This window comes from Saccharothrix stipae, from assembly GCF_054781895.1.
On the sequence record NZ_BAAGTN010000011.1, the window covers coordinates 15,914 to 38,991 of the forward strand.

The 23,078-nt window shown below is 66.3% G+C and carries 12 protein-coding genes; 6 read left to right on the forward strand and 6 right to left on the reverse strand.

From position 1 onward, the window contains the following. Nucleotides 1–123: 123 nt before the first annotated feature. Nucleotides 124–1,719 (forward strand): DUF4209 domain-containing protein, encoded by a 1,596-nt coding sequence (locus ACYVLT_RS26295; protein WP_461122877.1) that lies wholly within the window; start codon nucleotides 124–126, stop codon nucleotides 1,717–1,719. Nucleotides 1,720–1,806: 87 nt separating this feature from the next. On the opposite strand, the gene ACYVLT_RS26300 is transcribed toward ACYVLT_RS26295, so the two are convergent. Together ACYVLT_RS26300 and ACYVLT_RS26305 are read right to left on the reverse strand one after the other, a co-directional pair. After that, nucleotides 1,807–2,877: a hypothetical protein gene (locus ACYVLT_RS26300; protein WP_461122878.1), complete on the reverse strand. Its 1,071-nt coding sequence runs from the start codon at nucleotides 2,875–2,877 to the stop codon at nucleotides 1,807–1,809. A 145-nt stretch (nucleotides 2,878–3,022) separates the two neighbouring features. Next, nucleotides 3,023–3,880 (reverse strand): hypothetical protein, encoded by an 858-nt coding sequence (locus ACYVLT_RS26305; RefSeq protein ID WP_461122879.1) that lies wholly within the window; start codon nucleotides 3,878–3,880, stop codon nucleotides 3,023–3,025. Nucleotides 3,881–4,197: 317 nt separating this feature from the next. Here ACYVLT_RS26305 and ACYVLT_RS26310 point away from each other — a divergent pair, with 317 nt between their 5' ends. Then, on the forward strand, nucleotides 4,198–5,616 hold the full coding sequence (locus tag ACYVLT_RS26310; RefSeq protein ID WP_461122880.1) for a recombinase family protein: 1,419 nt from the start codon (nucleotides 4,198–4,200) through the stop codon (nucleotides 5,614–5,616). A gap of 443 nt (nucleotides 5,617–6,059) precedes the next feature. Here ACYVLT_RS26310 and ACYVLT_RS26315 read toward each other — a convergent pair whose 3' ends face one another. Continuing rightward, nucleotides 6,060–10,778 (reverse strand): NACHT domain-containing protein, encoded by a 4,719-nt coding sequence (locus tag ACYVLT_RS26315; RefSeq protein WP_461122881.1) that lies wholly within the window; start codon nucleotides 10,776–10,778, stop codon nucleotides 6,060–6,062. A gap of 138 nt (nucleotides 10,779–10,916) precedes the next feature. After that, nucleotides 10,917–15,854 carry a hypothetical protein gene (locus ACYVLT_RS26320; RefSeq protein WP_461122882.1) on the reverse strand — a complete coding sequence of 1,646 codons (4,938 nt, stop codon included), beginning with the start codon at nucleotides 15,852–15,854 and terminating at the stop codon, nucleotides 10,917–10,919. Between the two features lie 325 nt (nucleotides 15,855–16,179). On the opposite strand from ACYVLT_RS26320, the gene ACYVLT_RS26325 reads away from it, so the two are divergent. Further along, a complete protein-coding gene (locus ACYVLT_RS26325; protein ID WP_461122883.1) occupies nucleotides 16,180–16,761 on the forward strand; it encodes a hypothetical protein in 582 nt (193 codons plus the stop codon). A gap of 126 nt (nucleotides 16,762–16,887) precedes the next feature. On the opposite strand, the gene ACYVLT_RS26330 is transcribed toward ACYVLT_RS26325, so the two are convergent. Continuing rightward, complete coding sequence (locus ACYVLT_RS26330; RefSeq protein ID WP_461122884.1) at nucleotides 16,888–17,151, reverse strand: hypothetical protein; 264 nt, start codon at nucleotides 17,149–17,151, stop codon at nucleotides 16,888–16,890. After that, complete coding sequence (locus tag ACYVLT_RS26335) at nucleotides 17,152–17,631, reverse strand: DUF6247 family protein (protein WP_461122885.1); 480 nt, start codon at nucleotides 17,629–17,631, stop codon at nucleotides 17,152–17,154. 339 nt (nucleotides 17,632–17,970) lie between these two features. Between ACYVLT_RS26335 and ACYVLT_RS26340 the strand changes: the two genes are divergently transcribed. From ACYVLT_RS26340 to ACYVLT_RS26350, 3 genes are all read left to right on the forward strand, one after another. Beyond that, the gene (locus ACYVLT_RS26340; RefSeq protein WP_461122886.1) at nucleotides 17,971–18,615 is read left to right on the forward strand and encodes a recombinase family protein; all 645 of its coding nucleotides are present in this window, start codon (nucleotides 17,971–17,973) and stop codon (nucleotides 18,613–18,615) included. 114 nt (nucleotides 18,616–18,729) lie between these two features. Beyond that, nucleotides 18,730–21,870, forward strand: a complete 3,141-nt coding sequence (locus tag ACYVLT_RS26345) for a TIR domain-containing protein (protein WP_461122887.1) — start codon at nucleotides 18,730–18,732, stop codon at nucleotides 21,868–21,870. Between the two features lie 593 nt (nucleotides 21,871–22,463). Next, nucleotides 22,464–23,042 (forward strand): hypothetical protein, encoded by a 579-nt coding sequence (locus ACYVLT_RS26350; RefSeq protein ID WP_461122888.1) that lies wholly within the window; start codon nucleotides 22,464–22,466, stop codon nucleotides 23,040–23,042. Nucleotides 23,043–23,078: the final 36 nt, after the last annotated feature.

Sequence of the window (23,078 nt, forward strand, 5' to 3'; positions counted from 1 at the left end):
CGGTGGACGGCCGAGAGTGTTGCCCGCTTGGTCGACCAGGCGTCGAACGGAGCAGCTGATGCGCGAGACGTCAGCACTGGGCTGAGGGCGGCTTTCGGCGATACTGCCGATACGGAGCAGGTTGTGGATGAACAGAAGTTCGTTGTGCAGTGGACGATCTGGGCGTTTGAGTTCCACCGCAAGCGGGACGGCCAGGCGCAGGGCGAGTATTTCGTGCCGTGGATGGTGTTCAGTGACGGGACGGCCAGCATTCCGTTTCTGGAGGACGTTCCGGATGCCTGTGTGGCGTGGTGGGCGGAGCTGGCCGGGTTGGTCACCCATGATCGCGCGGTGGCCCGGCTTGAGCATCTGTTGGTGGAGCGGCGTCATGGCAACGTGGGGCAGCGGGCGCGTCGTGCTGCCGAGGGCTACCTCGGGCTGGCCGATGCCCCGAGTCTCGACGCGGTGGAGGCCGTGCGGACGGCGTTGGATCTGGCTTTGCGGACCAAGCAGGTTGGGACTGCTGGTGATGTGCTCGATCGGACTGCGGCGCTCGCGTGGCAGGCGTTGCAGGAGGACCGTCCCGCACCGGGGGTCGTGCTCGGCTTCATCGACGTGCTGATCGAACAGGGCGGTGCCGATCACGTTGTGGCCGCGATGCTGGAAGAAGCGTGGACGCTCTACCGTGGTCGGCCTCATCAGGAGGACTCGGTGATCCAGCGACAGCTGGCCCGGGTCAAGGCGCAACCGGAAGCGAGTCGTCGGCTCTGGTCGGACCGGGTCGATGTATGGATCGCTGCCGGTGAGGCGGTGGAGCCCTTGGTGCGGGTCACGTACCTGCAGACCGCGGTGCAGCACGCGCGGATGAGCGGCGACCAGGAGTTGGTGGAGCGCGCCACGGTGAAGTTGCAGGCCATGCGGCTGGAGATTTTGGGACTCACCACGTTCTCGGTCGAGACGGCACAGCCCCGCGGCGAGCTGGAGCGCATGCTGCGGCCGATCACCAAGGCCGATGACTGGCGAGAGGCTCTGGTGCGCTTCGCACGATTCGGGCCGGCCACCGGTGATCTGGAGCGCAATCGCCGACTGCGGGACGAGCTCTCCAAGGTATCCGTCTTTTCGCAGCTGTTTCCGCCCGTGCAGTTGGGTGGCGACAACCTCCCCCGGTTCCAGGCGAGCAGCTCGGAGGACCAGGACGAGTACCGCCTGGTCCAACACGAGCTGCACCACATGCAGCTGTTCTCTCCCGTGCTCCTCGAAGCCCTGGTCAGAGTGATAGCCAGGCACCCGATCCCGAGCGTGGCGGAGCTGACCGATCACTTCTGCGCCAACCCTGTGATCCCTCACCACCTGAGCGCCGGTATCGGCCGCGCGTTCGCCCGGTTCTGGGCAGGCGACACCGAAGGCGCGGCGTTCACGATCACCCCACGCATCGAGGCCTTGGCCCGGAACCTGCTGATCGAGAGCGATGCGGGCATCTACCGGGTGCAGCGCAACCGGGCACCGGGCCAGTACCCGGGCCTGAGGTTCCTGCTCGACAAGCTGCTGGCGTTGGGAATGGATCCTTCGTGGCACCGGTTCATCCTGGTGCTCTGCGCCCACACAGTCGGCACGAATCTCCGCAATGAGCTCGCCCACGGCTTCGTCGACCGTGTCGGCGAGACCGGAACTGCCCTGCTTCTCCAAGCCGCCGCCTACGTGGCTTCGTTGACACCGACCCAGTTAACGTCCACGAGTTGAGTGAAATAACGCTCGATTATTGACCAGTGCAACCCCGCGACCTCTACCAGCAAACGGATACCCGGCATGGACGTGGCTGGGTTTCTCTCAAGAGATTCGTGACGGCGGGTGCGGCACCAGGATGTCCGGTGCGACACGAACCGGTAGCGCGTCCAGCCATTCTATGAGTTCATCAACGCGACGTGGAACGAACGTGCGGAGTGGGCGAAGCTCGCGGGACGCCAGTAGAGCGTTTCGTGCTTCCTTGTCGGTGAACACGGCGTCGCAATAGGCGTAGGCGACCGACATGGCGTCGATGTCGGTGATGTGATTCGCTGTCCAGACATGTTCAGGGTTCTGGTGGAATCGCGTTTTCATGCTGATTGCTATTTGAGCGTGCGGCATCGCGCTCATAAGAGTGCGCATCTGATCGTCGGTCGGCTCGAAGGCTGGCCGGCCTGAGTTAATACGCTCCATTCGGATTCGATTGAGCATGTCGAGCCACTCGTGCGTGAATCCTCGTGCTGCGATAAGGTCACGCAGACGGCCGCGTCGCCACTCCGGGTGCTCGTCCAGAAGACGGGTGGTCTCGCACTCGAACGCGACCCGACTCTCGTGGCTTTCCAAGGCGACTTTTGGCCGGTACCCATATCTTGCACGTAGATCATCGATCTCGTCATCCGCTGGTCCGGGCAGGGCTTGGCGTTCGAACATGAAGTTCATTTCGGTCATTCGGCGGTCAAACTCATCGGCGCCCATGCTGCGGCGGACTTCGTCGGTGGTGTTCCTGCCGTTTTCGTCGACGAACTTCAATCCGCCGACCTTGCCGAACGCATGCCCGATGGTCGGTTTGATCAGCGGATGACCGATGATTTCGGATGGTTCCCCGGTGATCACGGCGATCCCTGCCTCGAACTCAAGGTGAGCCAAAGTGACGCGGCCGAGCATGTACTGGTACCCGGAGAGTGGTTCGATCACGTCGACGAGGGTTTTTCGTTGCTTCGGGTCGGCAATCTTGGCGATCTCCCAAACATGGGACTCGCTCAACGGCAAGATCGCACGGTGTCCGGCAGCGGCGCGGCTCGCCGAATCGAACAGGCGGTCGTACGCCGGTGCAGCATTCGGATGACGGGTTTGCACCCTGGCCATCGCGACGATGTGGTTCAGATCGAGGTACACCAGCGGAATCCGTGGCCTGCCTCCGGCCTGACCGTCGGGTCGGGCTGCCCAGTCTATATGCGCTTGCCGACACTTCCCTTGAGCGGTGGCGGCGTCGTTACCGTGTAGGTGCTCCGCTCATTCGATTTGGCCTGAGAGCGCTTATTTATGGAGCTGGCGGCGGGTAGGGCGGAGTGATGTCGAGCAGGAACGGGTGGACGACGTAGCGATCATCGACTTCCGCCGCTTGCTCGGTCAGTCGTTGTTGTAGAGCGTCTGCGTCGTATCGGTGCGCGCTTGTCCAGCCCGACGGCCGCCATGCGCGGTCGACCCAGTAGACGAGGTAGATGCCGTGCCGTGTTCCGGTTCGTCGCAGGTACCGATCGACCAGTTGCTCATGTAGCGAGGTGAGCAGGCCGGAGCGGTTGAGGAGCTTGGCTTCAATGATCACTCGTGCTGTGCTGCCGGGCTGCGCGGCGATCGGGGCGGTGACGGTGAGGTCCATCCTGGTTCCGGTGCCGCTGGGCCTGACTCGCCGGGCTTGGGGTTCGCGCTCGACGACGGCGGTGGTGCCCAGCAGAGGGTTGAGGTTGCGTTGGATCCAGTCGGAGATGATGTCCTCCGCCTTTGGGAAGGGAGGTTCGCCGAGGTTCCACAGGTCGTTGAACGCGCCGCGGTTGGTGATCTGGTGTTGGAGTTCGCGGAGGTTTTCCAGCACGACGTCGAGGAGATCGTCGGCGCTGCGGATCAGTCGGGTGTCGGCTCCACCGAGCAACGCGAGCAGGTCGGCTGGGTCGAGCGGGGTGTAGGCGAGGTTGGTTGCCTGGTCGCGGGCGCGGCGCAGGTGCGCTGCGAGCACTGTGCGGTCGAGGTCGGGACGGTTGTCGCGCAACAGAGACAGTGTGTCGTAGTGTCCGCGCGCAGCCAGGTGGGTGAGCAGTCGGTCGCGGATGCTGTAGACGCTGTTGGATGAGTAGTCCTCGGACATGAAGTCGGGATCAGTGCCGAGCCTCTCCTGGATCACCGGACACCGCCGCTGCGTTCGCGACTACGAACGCCTACCCCACCGCCACCAGGCCGTGGTCTGCTAGGCCATGATCCGCATCACCAGCCGCCGACTCACCCAGCACCAGTAGCTCGGAAACAGCTACTCAGTCCGCCAGCGCGAGCAGAACTCCGACGACCAAGCCAAGTTGCAGAATTACGAACATCCGGTCATGCCGCATAGCGGGCATTCGATCTTGCGGCTGGCGGCGACGTTTCGCAGACGCGGCGCTCACCGGCCCGGCTGGTGCGTCGGTCGAGTCAGGGCCTGCCATGCCGCCTAGAAGCCACCTTGGGATGATCTTGCTTCCTGTGGCGGTGTGGAAGGCGGCTGTCGTGGTGTTGTCCGGTCGGGACGTGCTCACGGACTGGATGGGCCTGCGGGCGGAAGACCGGTCCGGGGTCCAGTGCGACCAGGGGCCTGCTCCCATGGGTGGTCTGCGGTTCGCGTTCTACGGTCGGACCTCGACCACCGAGCACCAGGACCCGGTGACCTCGCGGGCGTGGCAGCTGGAGGTGGCCCAGGAGCTGATCGCGGGACACGGCACCATCACGGCCACGTTCTTCGACGCCGGGCGGTCGCGGCGTGACCGGTGGCGTGACCGGCCGCAGGCCGCGGAACTGCTGGCGGCGTTGCGGGATCCGGATCGGGGGTTCGACGCGATCGTGGTGGGGGAGTACGAGCGCGGCTTCGCGGGCGATCAGTTGGAGCGGCTGCTGGCGTTGTTCCGGCGTCACGGTGTGCGGGTGTGGCTGCCCGAGGCCGGTGGGCCGGTCGATCTCGAGACGGCGGAGCATCGGGCGTTGGTGAGGATGTTGGGTGCGCAGTCGTTGCGCGAGGTGGTCCGTGCCCGGCATCGTGCGATGGCGGCCATGCGGGCCCTGACCGAGGAGGTCCGTTACCTGGGCGGCCGGGCGCCCTACGGCTACCGGTTGGTCGAGGCGGGCCCGCATCCCCACCCTGCGGGCGCACGCCGCGGCCGCAACGTCACCCGCCTCGAGCCTGACCCCGACACGGCGCCGACGGTGCGGTGGCTGTTCGCCGAGCGCCTGGCCGGACGCAGCATCGAGGACCTGGTCGAGACCCTCAACCGGCAGCGCACGCCGTGCCCCGCCGAACACGACCCCGAACGCAACACCCATCGCACCAGGCGCCACTGGACCGCCGAGACCGTGACCACGATCCTGCGGAACCCGCGCTACACCGGGTGGCAGGTGTGGAACCGGCAGAGCGTCGATCACGACCACACCACCCAGAGCGATCAGCGGCGCCACCGTATGACGAAGCGCAAGCCCGCCCACCAGTGGGTGCTGTCCCGCCAGCGCACCCACACCGCGCTGGTCGGTGAACATGATTTCGTCGCCGTCCAGCGCATCCGCGCCCAGCGCCCGAACCGGCGCGGGGAGACCCGGGAGTACCTGCTGGCCGGGCTGCTGCGCTGCGGCGCGTGCGGGCGGCGGATGGAGTCCCGGTGGGTGCACGGACGTCCCGGCTACCGCTGCCGCCACCTTCGCGGTCCGCGCACCGAGGCCATGCCGCCGACGCTCTACTTCCGCGAAGAGCAGCTGATCATCAGGATCGGACATGCCCTGCACATGCCCGCGGCGGCGAGCCCGCGCCCGGTCGTCGACACACTGCGCGCCGACCGGGTCGTGATCATTTGTCATGCCGACAGAGTCGTCATCGAAGAACCGCGCGCATCGGCGAATCGGTAAAAAAGATGAACCCCACGACGCGAGTTCGACAAACTGTCGACCTGCCCCGTGGGGTAACTGTGTGTCCGAGACTTGAACCCCCACGCGTGGGATACATCCCCACCAGGGGGTCGAATCCCCGCGCCTCGTCACCACGATGATCTTGTGTGTTCCCCGTCCCCCCTGGGGATGTGTCACACGTAGAACGTAGCACAGAAGATCTTCGGCGTCACATCGTCCACAATGGGCTGTGGTCTCAGTAGGAGATGGCAGTAGGACAGACCGCTGTAGCGGTACGTTCGATCTAGATGCTGTAGTCCGCAGTTGATCGCAGTCAGCCGTTGGCGCCTACTTGGACTTCACGTGCCACAGCGCGACGCGGCCCGCTAGCCTTTGACTGACATCGCTCGAACTCCTCGACTCGGCCGAGGTAGCGCCTGTGCCAGCTTTATAAGCCTCTCTGGCTATCGCTGGCGTGACTGGGCCTCTGATCCGCTGCGTGGTGAGCGTGGCGGGTACTTGTGATCGTGATTAACAGTGCCGGCGACGATCCATCCATCGGAGGTGGTTTGGTGAATATGGAGGCTGGTACGGGTGGTTTGGCCGGGCCAGGGATCATGCTCTAGGGCTATTGCTGAGCGACGTTCCTGGTAAGTGACTTGGCCCAGCGTCAGGTCGGCGGCGTTGAGTCCGGTGTGGAGGATGTCGGCGCGGATGAGCAGGGTGGAGTTACCGGGTTCGAAGACGTTGGGAGCGAAGGCGATGACCTCGCCGCCTTCCCCGTACACGGCGCCGTCGCGAGCGAAGGCATTCGGGGCTAGGAGCCTGAGCAGGTGGGCTGTGGGAAGGGACACGGACACCGAGTCGGTGAGGGAGCAGTCGTAGATGTTGCCCTCCCACAGGTAGTGGTCCGTGGTGAGCAGGACCGGCGCGGGGATGTGGGTGTCGGTGGCCCACCCATGCTCGTGCCCGCGGTCGTCGAGCAGGTCGGTGTAGGCGGGTTGGTCGGGGAACTCGCCGAGGAACGGTCCGTCGGCGAAGCTCTGGTTGTAGTGGTGTGGACCGTAGGGCTGGAGCGGAGATGCCAGAACGTCGGCCACGTCGGTTCGGCGGATGAGGACGGTGTGATACACGGCGGCTTGGTCTGCCCAGACGCCCTTGCTGTTCATGCGTGGAGCAGGGCCGTAGGCGTCCCAGTACCAGGCTGCGGTGCCGTGGAGCAGGATCCACTCGGCGCTGTCGCGCAGGCGCAGGGCGCGGCCGGCAGGTGAGGCGGCGGCTGTGGTGCCGGGAACGACGACGAGGGCACTGGTGTCCAGTAGTGCTGTGTCGTCGGCGACCCAAGCGCACTGGAGATCGAAACTGGACAGGTTGGGTGTCTCCGGCCTGGACAGTGGCAGCCACCAGGCGTCTGTCGGGATGTACTGGTCGTTGGCCGGGCTGGCGGGATTTCCTGTGAGCAGGTGCGAGGGGTCGATGTCGCGGGTGGAAGAGATCCGTGCGGCTGTGACGGGTTGGCGGTTGGGGTTCTCGCTGGGCAGATGGGTGTCGGCGAGCCGGGCGAGGGCTTCGTGCCATGCCTGCCACTGGTACTTCTTGCCGATGCGTTCCCGCTTGCGTGAGGCGCGTCCGACGTCCTGCTCTTCGTCGAGTTCGTAGTCGAGGTCGCGGAAGCGTTCGGGTGTCCAGCCGCGGTCGGCGACACCGAGGATGACGAAGCGGCATACCAGGTTGGCGTCGACAGGGGTCTGCTCTTGGTGTGGTTCGTCCTCCGCCAGTGTTTCGGCGTAGGCGAGCAGGTCGGTGATGCTTTTGTGGAGCGGGTGGTCTTCGGGTAGGGCGTCGACGAGCTGCTCCAGCATGCTGGGGTGTGGAGGTTCGGTGTCGTCGGATGCCGCAATCTCGTCCGTGGTGGTCTCTTGTGCTGGTGCGTCACGGAGTTGGGTGGTGAAGGGGAAGCTGTAGGGATGGTTGGTGCCGATGATGTAGCGGCCGAAGTCGCCGCCCTCGCCGACGCTGAGGTGGATCGAAGCCCACAGTGTTTCTCTTCGGGCGGGCTTTCCATCGGCGAATAGGGGGTAGAGTCGTTCCAGCTCGTCCGGGTCAGGGATATCTCTGCCGGGCCATGGGCTCGACCAGGGGCCTGCTGCTCGGGCCCAGTGGGCGTCGGTGATCAGACCGCGCTGGTGGGCGAGCCGGACGATGCCCTGAGCGTAGTCGCGGATCAGGATGTGGGGTGGCGGATCATCCTGTCCGAACACGGTGTCGAGGGTCGCTGTGGCGACCTTGAGCAGGATGGCGTCGGGTAGGCGGCGTAGTGCGACGCCGTAGGCGGCCGCGCAGACCCGCTCCAGGACGTAGAGGTCGTCCACCTCGGCGGCACGGTGGATCAGCGGGGACAGCACGGTCGGATGGATTGAGGCGATCTTGACCAGGCGGCGGGTGGCGGTGTCGCGTACGAACCGGTCGGAGCTGGTGAATGCCCACATCAGGGTTACGGCACTCGCGAGGGCCGACTCCCCGCTCAGGCCAGCCAGGATGCGTTCGTCTTCGGCGCCGACCCATGTGAGCAATCCTGCGTAAGGGCTTGGTTGTGCTCGTCGTCCGGCGGTGGCTGCGGTCCAGGTCATGTCCCGTTGCCACATCGGCATCGCCGCTAGTGTCGTGTGCAACCACTGGTGGTCGAGGCGGTGGTTTGGACGGCACGCCAACGACACGGCGATGTGTGCGGCGGCTCGGGCGGCTTGTCGGTCTTCGCCCAGGAGTCGTCGCTCCAGCAGCTCGGCTACGGTGTCGGTGATCGCGCCGGGTACTCGCAGCGCGAGTGAAGCAACCACCCGGTCGGGCAGCACCTTGCTCGTCTCCGGTGGCAGGACGTGGGCGAAATCGGTCAGTTCGATCCCGACGCGCTCGGGCAACAGCAGGGTGAGCGCGTCGAGCGTGGTATCGCCTGCGGGCAGGTCGGCCGCGATCCGCGCGAGCGCGTCGTGGTCGTAGTGGCTGCCGCGGTGCGCCGAGTCGATGAGGTTGGTGGCGATCAAGTGGTCGGCAAGGCGCTCGTAGGCGAACTGCACCGGCTGCGAGTCGGGTGTGTGCTGGCGCCAACCGATGAAGCTTTCGATGAGCACTCGTTCGGCCAGTAGTGCCAGGAACAACGAGCGGGAGTACCCGCCCGTCGTCGGCCACACGCGTTCGGTGATTTCCTTGGCCTCTTGCCTGCTCAGCCAGCGCCTGCCTCGACTGTGCATGGCCCTGGCCAGCTCGCGGCACGCGGTGACGACCACACGATCGTGCGGATCGGTGTCCAGTCGCTCGGCGACCACCTCGTCCCTGGTGGTGAGGTACTCGTCGAGAACGGTGCTCAGGCCCGGCGCGGCACCGGTCAGCAGGTTGGGATGTTGTTGAGCTGTGCGGCAGAACAACTCCAGGAACAGCGGTTCCCGAAATTCTTGGAGCAGCAGCGGTGTGGCGGGGCCGATGAGCTTGTAGTAGCGGAAGAACTCCCGTACGGCATCGAACTCCACACCGTCGAACCCGAGGTGCGGGACGACCAGTACTTCGTCGCGGACGTAGGGGGGAACGCAGGCGTCCTGGGCGATGGTCCGCACGCTCAGGACCACGCCGATCCAGTCGTGCCGGCGTACTTGCTCCAGGAAGCCCGCCAAGCGTGCGGGCCAGATTGTCCTGCCATCGCCTTCGTTGAGGGCGTCGACCATCAGCAGTGCCCGTCGACCCGCAGACTTGGCGAGAGAGTTGATCGCGGCGAGGAATTCGTCGCTGGTGCCCGGCCAGCGCAGGTTGGCTGTCGCTTGGGCCCACGGTTCCCTCGTGATGAGGAAGTGCTGTCCCAGCAGCAGCACAGCGGGTTGGCCGTCGTTGATCGCGGAGACGGCGGTGTCGGCCAGGAGGTGGCTCTTGCCTCGGCCATGTTCCCCCGTGATGAGCAGGACAGGTTCGTTCCACGCGGTCAGTGCTGGCCCGTCCAACGCTCTGACGGCCTGTTCCAGGTGCTCCCATCCGGAGTCGACGGCGTCGCGGAAGTCGGACGATTCCCGGCTTTGGAGAGTGGGGTCGTCCGGTATCTCTCGGAGAGAGTCGAGTATCGCTAAGCACCGGGAACGCCACAGATCGACCGGTAGAGCGCCGGGTCCGGCAGGAGCGTCGACTGGCTCGCGCAGAGCCTTGAGGTCTGCCACCAGGTCGTGAAGGCGCCCTTGTCCGGGTTCCATGGCTGCCGCCCGCCCGAGCGCGGTGTGCGCTTGGTGCAACTGGGCGCGCAGCGGCGACAATGCGTCCTCCCGGCGCGCGAACCCGGCCATCACACGTCCCACGGGCACGTCGACGGTCAACTCGCGGTTGTACCGAGGGCCCAGGTTGCCTACCGCCTCATCGAGACGGTGATGCAACCACTCGAACGAAACATGCCCTCTCGGCTGGTTCGGCGTATTCGCCGAAGGGTCGAAGGGGATGTCCAGTGCCGCTCTGAGTTGGTGGACGAGTCGCCAGGACCGTTCATGAGCAAGCTTCAGTCCCAGGCTGATCAGGCGGTCGAGCGGGCCGTCCGTGGCACCGGCGCGCTCCAGCAGGTTCGCTGTTTGCCTGCGGTGCATTCCATTGTCCGGGGTGAAGTCAAGCCGTTGAACCTCCAAGACGCGGTAGAACCGGCGCAACTCCTCCTGGGTGGGCGCTGACCCTGATGCCCCCGTCCATCGCTGCTCGACAATGCTGTGGAAACGCGTCCAGGCGGTGATCTGTCTGGCCGTGCTTGCGGCGCCCTCCAGCGGCAATGTGTCCGGATGGCCCCGCAGACGGGCAAGAACCGTCGCGAGATCATCGAATGCGCCGCTCGACGTGGCATCGGTTGCGATCACCAGGCGATCTCGGGCCAGGTCGACTCCGCGAACCTCGACCCTGGTGCGGAGACCGCCACGGAAGGCGTCGATCAACTGGTCGACGGCTTTGCTCAGGTCGCTGGAGCCGGCGTCGAGCCGAGTCATTCCTCGCTTGGCCTGGAGGAGGATGAAGCCCCCGTCGTGCAAGGCGACCCCGACGTCATCGACGGGCAGGCCCGTCTCGCAGCCGACAGCCTGCACTCGGCTTGCCGGATCCAAATCGAATCCAGGGCTCTCGCCGGACATCGCGAGAGCGGCCCACCAGGCGAAGACCTCGGCCTGGAAGCGCATACCTCCGGCGGCACGGGATCCACCTGCGGAAGCGACGCCGGCTCCGTCGTCGTGCCGACTGACCATGTGTCCGAACCTCTTGTATCAACGGATCTTGGGGAGGATGTTCTTGATGCCCGAGGGGTACTGCGGCTCCGGCTACTGGAGTTCCAGCTCTCGCTGCAGTTCGATGGCGTCCGTATCACTGATATCTGCCAGCTCGTCAAGTAGTTTGAGCAGTCGGGGCCTGATACCGACGCTTGCGTCCTTATTGGCGATGAGGATGACGTACAGCCAGGTGGTGACGGTTCGGCAGTCCTGACGGATCATGTGAACGTTGTCGCCCAGGATGTTCAAGATGATGCCTGTGGCAGTAGGTGAGGCGAGCAGGCCGTACTGTGCCAGGCATGTGAGGGCGCGATCCGCGACGTGAGGCTTGCCTTCGAACGCCTGCGCCCAACGCTTCAGGATGGTACCGAGTGGCTGTAGTGGCCAGTCTCTGTCCACTGGATACTCGGGTAGCAGTGCCCGGTCCAAGCCCTCCTCGTGGCTGTGGTGCGGGTGCTCGCGGTAGTCGTTGCCGGCGAGGTTCCGGTTGGCCGGGAGCAGGCGATCGAGGATGCGCGGCCAGTAGGTTTCCAACAGCAGCGTGCCGTGTTCTGGTGTTGTGGCCTGTTTGACGAGTTCGGTCAGCAGGCTGCGGAGTTCTTCTCCGACGGGGGCGAAGCCGTCGAGGTAACGGTCGAGCAGTGCGCTGTCGCCGTCGAGGACCTGTGCGGCGACATGGCGATCAAGTTCGCTGCGCCAGTGCTCGGTGTCGGAGTAGAGGTGTCGAGCGTAGTGCTTCGGCCACGCGAGGATGTCGTAGTCCACGAGCGCTCGCAGCGTCTCCGCCGCAGCCTGGCCGTGCCTGCACGTCAGGCGGGCGGTGCGCATGAGAGCAGGCAGGGCATCCGAGGCTTCACCGATGTGGAGGATGTCATCACCTGACCCTAGAACCTCTGACAAGGGCTCTGTCAGCTTGATCCGGTTTCGTTGGTGGTCACTCCAGGGCCCGAGTCCGGCGTTGAGGACGATCTTCTTCATGACTGCGACGGCGAGGGAGTGGATTCGGGTGTCGTGCTCGTTGTCGCAGGAAGGATTCAGTGCGTCGGTGAGTGTGTCGGCAAGTCGTCGCCTCACTTCGGAGGGGCGGGACTCGGCCAGAGTCAAGATCGCGGCTTCGACACGGTCGGCGAGGTGCGCGCATCGATCGCGCAAGCCCGGGGTGGTGAGCACACAAGGCAGGGCTGTGGCCGCGGCGCGGTCGGCACCCATCGGCCATCGGATACTCCGATCCTCGGAGTGCTGATCGTGTTCCTCGGCCGGTGGATGTTCCACGGCGTCGAGAAGCGTCAGCACGGTGTCTTCGATCAGTTGCCGGTCTGCGGTGTCGCCGTTGCGAGCGGCTGCCAGCAGCACGGCTGAGGCGACGGTGGACGCCGCCTCGCGTCGGGGGTGGATGGTGCCGAGGTGAGGGTTGTCGAGCTCGTCGAGCTGCCGGAAGACGTTCATGAGGTCGTGCCACAAGGCGACCGGATCTGCATCCGCGCGTTCGTCGCGCGCCTGTACGGCTTGAGTGGTGATGCCAGCGACTCGGAGGTGGAGTTGGAACGGCAGTCCGTTCTGCCTCAGACCGCGTGCGAGCTCCTCCGGGTAGTCGAGGGACACCTCCACCATCCCTTCCCGTTCCGACGACTGCTCCAGTCGGTAGGCGTCGACGTCCAGACTGCGGGCCCGCTTCAGGGCGACAAGCATCTCGGGATGATCATCGGGCGGTGCCTGGCCCAGGTGCGCGGTCAGATCACGGTGAGTCAGTTCGACGAGTCGATCGCCGAGGGCACGAAGCCGGTTGCGACGTTCGGGATTGCTGCGGCCGACGAGGATGACGGCAGCTTGTTGCAGCCGTTGATCCCCTTCGAAATCCCACACAAGCGGTTGCCCGAGGAACGGGTCCAATTCATCGGTGACCATGTCGAAACGGGCGAGGATCAGCGACAGGGCGACAGCCGGGATCGCCAGACTGCGGCTGACTCCCAGTACTTGATCCAGGACGTCACCGAGGGGAAACTGATGGGTTTCCTGCAGTGTCCACTGTGTCAGTGCCATGAGTGCTGACATCGCCGGGTGGGTGCCGTTGGTTGTCCCATGGAGCCAGCCCCAGGTCGCTGCGGTGCCGCGGTAGGAGACTGGCTCGGCCCAATCGGGGCGGTGGATCGTCAGCGTCAAGCTGGGATCGGGGCGGTCCTCGAACGAGCGCTCCACAGCGGTCCGGGCTGCGGTGGCGCTGTCGACGACGGCGCCGATGAGACGGAGGCCGTGTTCTGGCGAGGTCGTCAGCAGTGCTTGGAAGGGGCCGTAGTGCGGTGCCGCGAAGCCCGTGTTCCGCGCCTTGAGGTAGCTGGGCGTGTGGTCGCGCACTCCGTCTTCGAACTCCTCGCCGGAGGCGAACCTGGGCCTGCGCCGACCACGTCTGCGTCTGGCCGCAGGCGGAGTCTCCGCCGGGTCGAGTCGGAGATCCTGGTCCAGGTAGTAGCGGCCTGCGAGCAGCTGAAGCAGTTCGGGGTTCGCTCGCGCCGCTGCTGCGGCGACATCGGACACCTCGACGATCGAGGACAGCTCGCCGTTGCGGTCGGACAGGCGGTCGAACACCGCCTGGGCTTCCGGCGTGGGGTACCGGCCGAGCATGGCCAGGGCAGGCAGGACGGCTTTCAGCCGGTCCCCGTAGATATCGTCCTCCGACCACAGAGCAGTGACCTGAGCCAGCTGTCGCGGGTCGGTGATGTGGGTCTCGATCGGAACACGGGCACGCCATGCGGCGAGCAGCCACCGCTGGACCACGTCCGCGGCAAGATAGGTCGCCTTCTGCGGCTGGGCTTGACCTGCAGTGCGGACGAAGTCCACAACAGGGGCGGCCAGTACGACGTCGAGTTGGAAGCCGTCGGCTTCGGGTTCCCTGACGGAGGTGGCCGCGAAACTGCGGGTCACCTTGAGGAGCCGACGAAGCTGCTCACCGTCGCGTTCCAACAAGGGGAAGCGAAGGGCGTCGAGCAGCGGCCGGGGATCGCCCATCGCGAGCAGCGCTTCGTAGGGAATGTTGCGCCAGCGCGGCCCGTCCCGTTCCTCCAACTGCCGGGCGAGTTCGACGGCTTCGCCCCACTGCTGTCGGACCACCGCCGAGCCCTCGGCCTGGGCGTCCCCCAGTCGACTTTGCATCGCCAGCCGAATGGCACGCATGAGCCGGCGTGGCTCGTCGACCCCGGTCAGCAGATGTTGATGGTCGTCCTCCAGCAGTCTGTTGGCCACCGCGTAGTCCAAAAGGATGTCGTGGGCGAAGCGGTGGCGGTTGCGGTGCCTGACCAGCACCTCGTCGCTGATCAATCCGCTGACTGCCTCGCCTTCGCAGGAAGCCAGTGTCGAGCCGCCGTCCGCGTGCAGGGATGCCTCGGCCAGCACCAAGCAGGCCACGGCCCTGCTGTGAGGTGTACCGGCGCCGGGTCGTTCGCCGTTGCCGCGGCGGACCACGTGTTCCCACACGTGGTCCATCACGTCCTCTTCGCCGAGGGGGCGGTCATCGAGTCCGGAGTCGACCCGGACCAGTAGATCCACCAGATAGGGCAGTTGAAGAAGCCGCCTGCTTCGCGGGTGCCGTGTCAACGGTGTCAGCTGCGGGAACGCGTTGATGATCGCGCCTACTTCGTCAGCGTCGGCGTTACCGACATCGATCCGCACCGGCGGGGACGGCAGGCGGCGGCTCACCGCTGTTGCGGCTTCCGTCCGGGCTGTCACGATGACGGTCCACGGGGGTGCTTTCTCCGGGTCGAGCGGCACAGCGTGAAGTACCGCGGTCAGCAAACGGGCGTTGTTGGTGAGCGCGTGCTCCGCGCCGTCGATGAGCAGCACCCGAGGGCCGGTGGTGGCAGCGGCCTGCAAGGCAGAGGCCAGCTCCACACCGAGTTCGGCTTGAAGATCGGCCAGGCTCTCCTGGCTACGGCCGGTCAGATTGATGATGGCCGTGCTCGCTGTTGCCGCCAGATCCTTGACCGCGCGTCGGGCGAGGACGGACTTGCCGACACCGGCCGAGCCGGAGACCAGGACGAAGGAGTTCGCTTCGACGGCGGCCTTGATGCGGTCGAGTGTCTTCTCGCGAGGCAGTTCGAGGCGATCGGCGATAGTCCAAGCCGTGGCGCCGAGTTCCCGCTGTGTCGCGGCTGCCAGTTTTGCCAACGCGGCGCGCTGCTTCGGTTCGACCGTCAGCGCCACCTCACGACGCAGTAGTTTCGCCCGCAGCATCGCCCGGTCGATCAAACCGGCTTTCGGCCCCACCTCCTCGGCGATCTCGGCCAGGTAAGTGAAGACGTCAAGGGCCGAGTGTCCGTCCGGGGGCAACACGTCGGCCAAGCGGCCCACGGCATCGATCGTGTCCCGGCCGTCCTGACCGATCTCGAATTGCCACACGTGCAGGGAACGAAGCACTGCCAGCGCCAGTGACCGGCAATCGAGTGTTTCGAGCAACTTGCCCCGACTCCGCTGGGCCACGGCGACCGATTCGACAACGCGCTCGAACCGATCGCAGACCTTTTGATCGGTCACGCTGGGCCTGACGATCGCTTCGAACGACCTTAAGGTGAGGTGCTGCCAGGCTATTCCCGTCAATTTGCGCAACTGGTCGACTTGCTGCGACGGACCGGTTGCCAACCCGAGACGCAGTTGTCCTGACTCGATTTCCTCCGCGTTGTCTTCCAAAGATTGAATGCACTGCTTCAGCGAGTCGATGAAAGCAGCGTTTGACTGCACCGGGGACATGGCGCGCTTGACCTGGTACTCGATCTGAAGCGCATTGCTTTCCGGCGCCGTCTGAAGAACGACATCGTCGAGGATGTTCCCCGCTTCCCGTCGTTGCAACCCGACGGCCGCAATCGGAGCCGACAGGCCCGGAGCCATGTCCCCGCGCAGGAGCTTCACCAGGTTGACGGCCGCGAACCGGTACTCATCGATCGTGCCCGCGCCACCTGTGGCTTCTGGAGACACACTGGATCCGGCCTTGCTGCTGACCATCGACGGCTACCTCGATCACGAGTCCTGGTCGGCGGATCCTATACCGCCGACGACTGGATCCGCGGTTGTCGCAGCAGTAGCGTGCCCGCCTCGGGCGGGTCGAGGTTGGGCTGGAGCGACTCAGGCCGTGGTCGGCTACGGTTTGCAGTCACATGGAGACTGTCGCGATGGTTGAGGACGTTCCCAAGGATGCTGTACGCGACTTCCTGTTGCGGACGATGGACGAGGTGTCGGTGCTGGCCGCCACCGTGCCGCAGGTGGCGGATTGGCGAGACGATCCCGTACTCGATCGGTGCTGCCCTTGCTCCGGACCGTCTCGGTCCACGTGAAGGCCACGCGCCTACTCGCTTCCGCGTCGGTCGACGTCGCCACCGCAGCACCGTTCAGCGTGCTCCGCACGGCCATCGAGAGCGCAGCCGCGGTCGTCTGGTTGCTGGGGCCGGACGAGCCGGTGGAACGTCAATTGCGATGCCTACAATTGACGTTGACCGACCGCGAAGATTTCGAGCGGTTCATGGATCGACGCTCACAGGATCACCGGAGTAACATCAAAGAATTTCGGGTCGAAGTATTGAATTTCGCCCGTACTGTCACACGGAATCCTCAGGTGCAGATCGCCAAAATTTGGATGACCCGGATCCTGCAATACGCGGCCGAGGCGACGCCGGGCATCGGTGACGTGCTCAGTTCGTGGCAGATGTGTTCGGCTTTTGCGCACGGCCGATCGTGGTCGGTCGCCCTATTGGCGCCCGACACGGAAGTGGCCAGTTCGAACAGGATGATGTCGCCCTGGCGTTTGCGATGTCCGATATGCGACACCTTATTGCACATGCCCTCAGACTGTTCGGTAAGCGTCGATGAAGGGATGTTGATCGAGCGTTCCGCCTATCATCTCGGTGACGCTTGACGGATACAGTGCTCCGAGTTCCCCATTAAGGGAAGGCCCAGAAGAATCCTCCTGGTGCCCGCCATGTGCCCTCTCTACGTCTGAATGGAGGCTGGTTTCACGCACTGTTCGTAACCGTATAGGTGGTCAGCCGAGGTCTTCCAGCCAGAGCACGCGTTCGATGACGACCCGTTGCTGCTGTTCGAGGATGACGTAGATGATCAGGCCGTGGCCGAAGCCGTAGATGAGTTGGCGTAGGGCGCCGGTGGGGTTGGCGCGGTGGTAGGGCTCGCCGTGCCAGGGTTCGTGGGTCAGCAGGGTCATCGCCTCGGCGAACGGTGTGGTGGCTTCGGCGGGCAGGGCGTGGACCTGGTCCCAGACCTCGTCCGGGAACTCGATCGTGTAGGTCACCTACAGGCCGCGTTCCGTTCGCAGTTCGTCCCAGGTACGCAGCCGCGGCGGGGTCTGGCCGGTGAGGGTCTGGTCGACGCGGGCCAGCATCCGTCGGTGTGCGGCGGGGTCGTGGCGGGTGACGGTGGCGATGCGCCACCAGTGGTCGAGCACGTCGCGGACCGGTTGCAGGCTGGACTGCTCGACGGCCTGGCCGAGGGCGTGGCGGCAGTCGGCGTCGAAGGCGTCGCGTTCCTCGGGCAGCAGCGCCGCGCGGATCGCCTCGGGAGTCCTGGCGGTCTCCGGCGACGGTTCGTGTGCGGCGGCTGCGGTCACATCGACACGATAGCGCCATCGCCAGGGTGCGGCGCGGTCCACCGGCGAAGGATTGTTCGCCGTAACGCTCGCGATGGACGGCGGCGCGACCTCGGGGTTCGCCGGGCGGGCTGTCGAATCGGACATCCAGGGCGCATCGATCGTGTCAGACAGCTGTGTCAGCATCCTCGACCAGCTTGTCCAGGGCGGTTCTGGCGGCATCTGCCCAGCGACGATGGCTTCATGCCCACCTGCACGCCGGTAGAGGCAGCAGGGCTGTTCGGAGGTATGCCCTGGTCCATACGGGTGTTCGCCGGGGTGTCGCTGTCATGGTCGTGATCGGGTGCGGTCCCAAGGGTGTCGTGTCCCTTGACCGAAGGTGTTGCACCCATGACGACCAGCGCTTCTATGGATGATCAGGGCCTGTTGGACTGCTGGTTGCGGACCAGGCAGCGTGAGGGTGAGCGGAGGCGTTCGCAGGACCCGCACGTTCATCTCGGGTTGCGGTTCGCGTTCTACGGTCGGATGTCGACTTCGGAGTATCAGGACCGGCGTTCCTCGCGGTTGTGGCAGCGAGAGGTCAGCGAGCGCCTGATCGCCGGGCACGGGACGGTCATGGCGGAGTTCTTCGACGAGGGCGCCTCCCGACGACGCCGGTGGTGCAACCGGCCGCAGGCTGCCAGGTTGCTGGAGGCGCTGGCCGACCCGGACCGCGGGTTCGACGCGATCGTGGTGGGCGAGTACGAGCGGGCGTTCTGCGGTCGTCAGTTCGACGAACTGGCACCGCTGCTGCGCGCTGTCGGGGTGCAGGTGTGGTTGCCCGAGGTCGGCGGCCGGGTCGACCTGGACGACGGTGAACACCGCAGGTTGATGACGTTCCTGGGTGCGCAGTCGGAGCGGGAGGTGGTCGGGGCCCGTAACCGGGCGTTGGCGTCGATGAAGGCGCAGGCCGAGTTGGGCCGGTATCTGGGTGGGCGTCCGCCCTACGGGTACGTACTGGTCGACGGCGGCCCACATCCCAGGCGGGCTGACGCCCAGTGGGGACGACGGGCGCAGAAGCTCGGACCGGACCCGAACCTGGATCGACAACACCGCCAGGCGCTGACGACACCATCTCCACGCCGGGTGATCGACGTAGCGCACGAGTCCTCGTCCTCGGTACGTCAGTAACATTCGGTCATGCCGCCGACCGGTGTTGCGAGACTGTGCTGTGTCCACCCACGTTCAGCCCGTCGGGCGATGCCACGGGTCTGAGAGCCGGCACGAGTGCCCTCGGAGATGGGCGTGTCGTCGGTCGGTGACAAGGTGGGTAAGGCGTGCGGCCAGCTCGGAAGTAGTGGTCGCGGATCGGCATCCGGAGCAGACGATCAGCCGTCAGTATCCCTTTGTGGAGGGCCTCCCATGGCGAGTGACCGCGCCGGCTATGACGCATTCCTGTCCTACAGCCATGTGGCGGACATGCGGCTGGCCTCCGAGGTGCAACGTGGTCTGCATCGGTTCGCCAAGCGCTGGTACCGCCCCAGGGCGCTGCGGGTGTTCCGGGATCAGACCAGCCTGGGTGCCAATCCGGACCTGTGGCGAACCATCGAGAACGCGCTGGAGTCCTCCCGGTACTTCATCCTGATGGCCTCCCCACAGGCCGCCCGATCGGTCTGGGTGGGGCGGGAGGTCGAGTACTGGCGAGCCAACCGGGAGCGCGAGACGTTCCTCATCGTGCTCAGCGAGGGGGAGATCAAGTGGGATGGGGTCGCTGGGGACTTCGACTGGGAGCGCACCACCGCGTTACCCCCCGCGTTGACCGGCTGGTTCGCGGCCGAACCGCTCTGGGTCGACCTCACCTGGGCTCGCGACCGGCCGCGCCTGTCGATCCGCAACAGCAGCTTCCGGTCCGAGCTCGCCACGCTGGCCGCTCCGGTCCACGGCGAGTCCAAGGACCGGCTGGACAGCGAGGACGACCGGCAGCACCGGATCGCCACCTGGCTGCGGTGGACAGCGGTGGGGCTGGTGTCGCTGCTCGGACTGATCGCGTTCGTGCAGGGCCAGGCGGCGATCACCCAACGGGATCAGGCGCTGTCCCGGGCGCTCGCGGCGCGCAGCGAGGCGATCGGCGACACCGATCCGGACCTGTCCCGGCTGCTCAGCCTGGCGGCCGCCAGGGTCAGCCCGACCGCCGAGGCGGCGACCAGCATGCTGGTCGCCGGGGGCCGGTCTGGGATCGCCCGGCTGGACGCGGGCGGCCAAGCAGTCGGTGCGGTGGCGTTCAGCCCGGACGGCACCTCGTTCGCCACGGCGGCGGACACCCTGGTCCGGCTGTGGGACAGCCGGACCCGTGCCCCGATCGGCGATCTGCCGGTGTTCTCCGGCACGGTCCGGTCGGTCGAGTTCAGCCCGGACGGCCGTACCCTGGCCGTCGCCGCACACGACAGCGGCGGCACCTTGTGGGACGTGGCCGCCCGCCGGGTGGCGGCCACGGAGCTGGACGGCCGCCCCGCCACCGCCAACACCAACGACCACCCCGCTCCCGCCGAGGCGTACGCACCGGACGGGCGATTCCTGGTGGTGAGCATCGGCAAGCAGCGGGTACGGCTGCTGGACCCGGTGACGCGGAAGCAGATCGGCGCCGTCATGACGGTCGCCGACTACGGCACTGCCGCCGAAGTGAGTCCCTCGGCGGTGTTCAGCCCGGACAGCCGCACGCTGGTTACCTCGGCGGTGGATGGCACCCTGCGCTTCTGGGACACCGCCACCCAACACCAGATCGGTGCGCCGGTGAAGGCGTACAGAGCCGATGGAGCCTCCCGGGTCGTGCCCGCCCTCGCCATGTCCCCGACCGGGAAGACGCTCGTCAGCGCGGGCGCGGACGGTTCGATCCGGTTCTGGGACGTGGGAACGCGACAGGAGAGCGGACCGGCCATTCCTGCACGCACCGAGGTCGACCGGTTCGGCAACGCACCGCCAGTCGCCTTTTCCCGGGACGGCGGGACCTTGGCCACCGGCGGCCAGGACGGCACCGTCCGGCTGTGGGACACGAGAACCCGGCAAGCCGTCGGTAACCCGCTGGCCGGGCACAGCCGGCAGGTCGCCTCGTTGACCTTCGGTCCGGACGGCCGCACGCTGGTCAGTGGGGCCGTGGACGGCACCGTCCGGCTCTGGGACGTCGGCGGTCAACTGCGGGCGAACCGGCCGATGACCGGGCACGTCGGCCCGGTCTACGCTGCCGCGTTCAGCCCGGACGGCCGGACCCTTGCCACGGGTGGCGACTACGGGTGGAGCCCCGAGCAGGCCAGGAACCTGTTCTCCTGCGGACAGGACAGTTGGCGCCTGTGCCTGGCCGGCGCGAACTGGCTGACTGCCTTCAGCGGAGTTCGCGGCCTACCGGCCGGCGGTGTGCTGAACGATGTGTTCAGCGGTGAAGTGGATGGCGGCGTGACGCTTTCACCCGGCACGAACCCCGGGATCAACTGGGGAAGTGAAGGGCCGAGCGTGCGGCTGTGGGACGATGCCGACAAGCCAGTGGGCAGCCTGTCAACCGGGATCACCCGAACAGTTCGGTCGATCGCGTTCAGCCCCGACGGCACCACGGTGGCCCTGGCCGGCGTGGATGTCTGGCGGGATGGCGACCAGCCGATCGAGCAGAGCGGCAGTGTGACGCTGTGGGACCTGCGCACCGGAAGACAGCTCGATCGGCTGGTCGCGGGTGCGGTGGCCTGGTCGGTCGCGTTCAGCCCGGACGGACGGACCCTCGCGGTGGCCGCGGGTGACTCCAAGGAGGTCAAGCCCGCGGTGTTCCTGTGGGACATCGCGACGAAGACCCGGACGAGAACTCTGCTCGATGGGCCGCCCGCAGTGCAGGTCGTGTTCAGCCCGGACGGGCGGAGCGTGGCCGCAGGCCGAGACGACGGCAAGGTCCACCTGTGGGACCTCACAGACCCGGCACGTGACGCGACGCTGACTGTGGCGAGCAACGGCCCGGTAGGTGGCGTGGCGTTCAACGCGACGGGCAGCCTGCTGGCCACTGGATCCGATGACGGAGTCATCCGGCTGTGGGACACCACGAACCGCCAGCCGGTCGGGGAGGCCATCACCGGCCACACCGGGCCGGTGTACTCGGTGGCGTTCAGCCCGGATGGGCGACTGCTGGCCACCGGCAGCGGAGACACCTCGGTGCGGTTGTGGCACATCGGCAGCCGACGTCAGATCAGTCAGCCCTACCTCGGCCATACCCGCCCTGTGCGCGCGATCGCCTTCAGCCCCAACGGTGCAGCACTGGCCAGCGTCGGCGAGGACCACTCGGTGCGGCGGTGGGATCTCGGCTACACCAGCGATATCGCCAGAACCCTATGCGACACCACTCGACGCTCGCTCACCCGCGAGGAGTGGCAGCGTTATGTGCCGGAGGTGTCCTACCAGGAGGTCTGCGGCTGAACCTCGTGTCGATCGCCGAGGCGAATCATACCCATCGGTAAGACAGGGCGTGGCGTCCTTGTTGTGATCGTCGGGACAACATTCTGAGCGGGGCTCACCTGTGCGCGCCCAATGGCCACTCGAACGATTGCCGCAACACCGCAGAAATGCGGATTTCTGAAGGGTCATCCTTGATGATCCGTTACCGACTGCCGAGGCGTCCGCCGTCTCGGCCGAGGATCGGCAACGCACTCTCATCAGCGTATGTCGTTTGGTCGAGTGGTCGGTCGGTCCCTGGGTTCGTCGTCGTTCCCTGCATAGCGGCATGGGGTTGGTCCCGGCACCGTGTCATCGGGTTGTATGGGGACGGGTGGGCTGCCCGTGATGAGAGGCGAGATCACCCGGAGGTGTCTCCATGCCGCGTGGGGCTTGCCCGGCCCTGCTCGTGGTTGCGGTCGACCCTGGGTCGGGGGTGAGTTTGTTGGTGTCGCGTCCGGTGAGGTGCCGGTAGCGGGCGTTGTAGACGGGGTTGGCGCGTGGTGTTCCCCATATCGCCCGCCAGGCGGCCAGGCGTAGGCTTGGTGCGGCCCTGACCGGGGAGTTTGGTGCGGCCGGTGATCGTTCCGGACGTCTTCTCCCGTGGCCCCGAGCACGGACAGCCCGGTGATCGAGCCGACCAGTGCGGTCAGGCCGACCTCGTCTACGACACCGGGCATCAGCGACTCGACCTCGGCCGGGCATCGTTCGGCGTGGTCGCGGTTGGTCAGGAGGAATCGCACCCGTTCCAGTGCCCTACGTCGGTGCGCGATCACTCCGGTGGGGTCGGTCAGGACGGCGAACAGGTTGCTCGCGATCCGCAGCGAGGGCTTGAGTGCGCACCGCCGAACGACCTCGCGCCGCACGCCCCGCTCGAACCGGTCGGCGCCCAGTCGGCGAGTCCGTTCCAGGTCGTCGCCGCCGCGGTCGCAGACCGCCGTCAGGGCGGCGAGCCAGGTGTGGGACCGGAACGGCTGCTTCGCGGTGTCCAGCGCCGCCGGCCACACGCACTCCAGCAGCGACCGCATCTGCTGGACCTGGCCGGTCATCGTGACGATCAACTGATCCCTACGGGCACCAAGGTGCCGCAGTCGTCCCCATGTCTCGTCGACGGGTCCGGGCACGTAGCAACGCAGTTGCGCGGTCATGGGCGATGAGCACCGTGTCCTTCTCGTCGGTCCTGTCGAAGGTCA

Excerpts from the sequence above, each read along its gene's own strand:
- ACYVLT_RS26310 (WP_461122880.1), top strand. The coding sequence starts at position 4,198 with ATGATCTTGCTTCCTGTGGCGGTGTGGAAGGCGGCTGTCGTGGTGTTG.
- ACYVLT_RS26340 (WP_461122886.1), top strand. The coding sequence starts at position 17,971 with ATGTCGACTTCGGAGTATCAGGACCGGCGTTCCTCGCGGTTGTGGCAG.
- ACYVLT_RS26320 (WP_461122882.1), bottom strand. The coding sequence starts at position 15,854 with ATGGTCAGCAGCAAGGCCGGATCCAGTGTGTCTCCAGAAGCCACAGGT.
- ACYVLT_RS26315 (WP_461122881.1), bottom strand. The coding sequence starts at position 10,778 with ATGCGCTTCCAGGCCGAGGTCTTCGCCTGGTGGGCCGCTCTCGCGATG.
- ACYVLT_RS26335 (WP_461122885.1), bottom strand. The coding sequence starts at position 17,631 with ATGCTGACACAGCTGTCTGACACGATCGATGCGCCCTGGATGTCCGAT.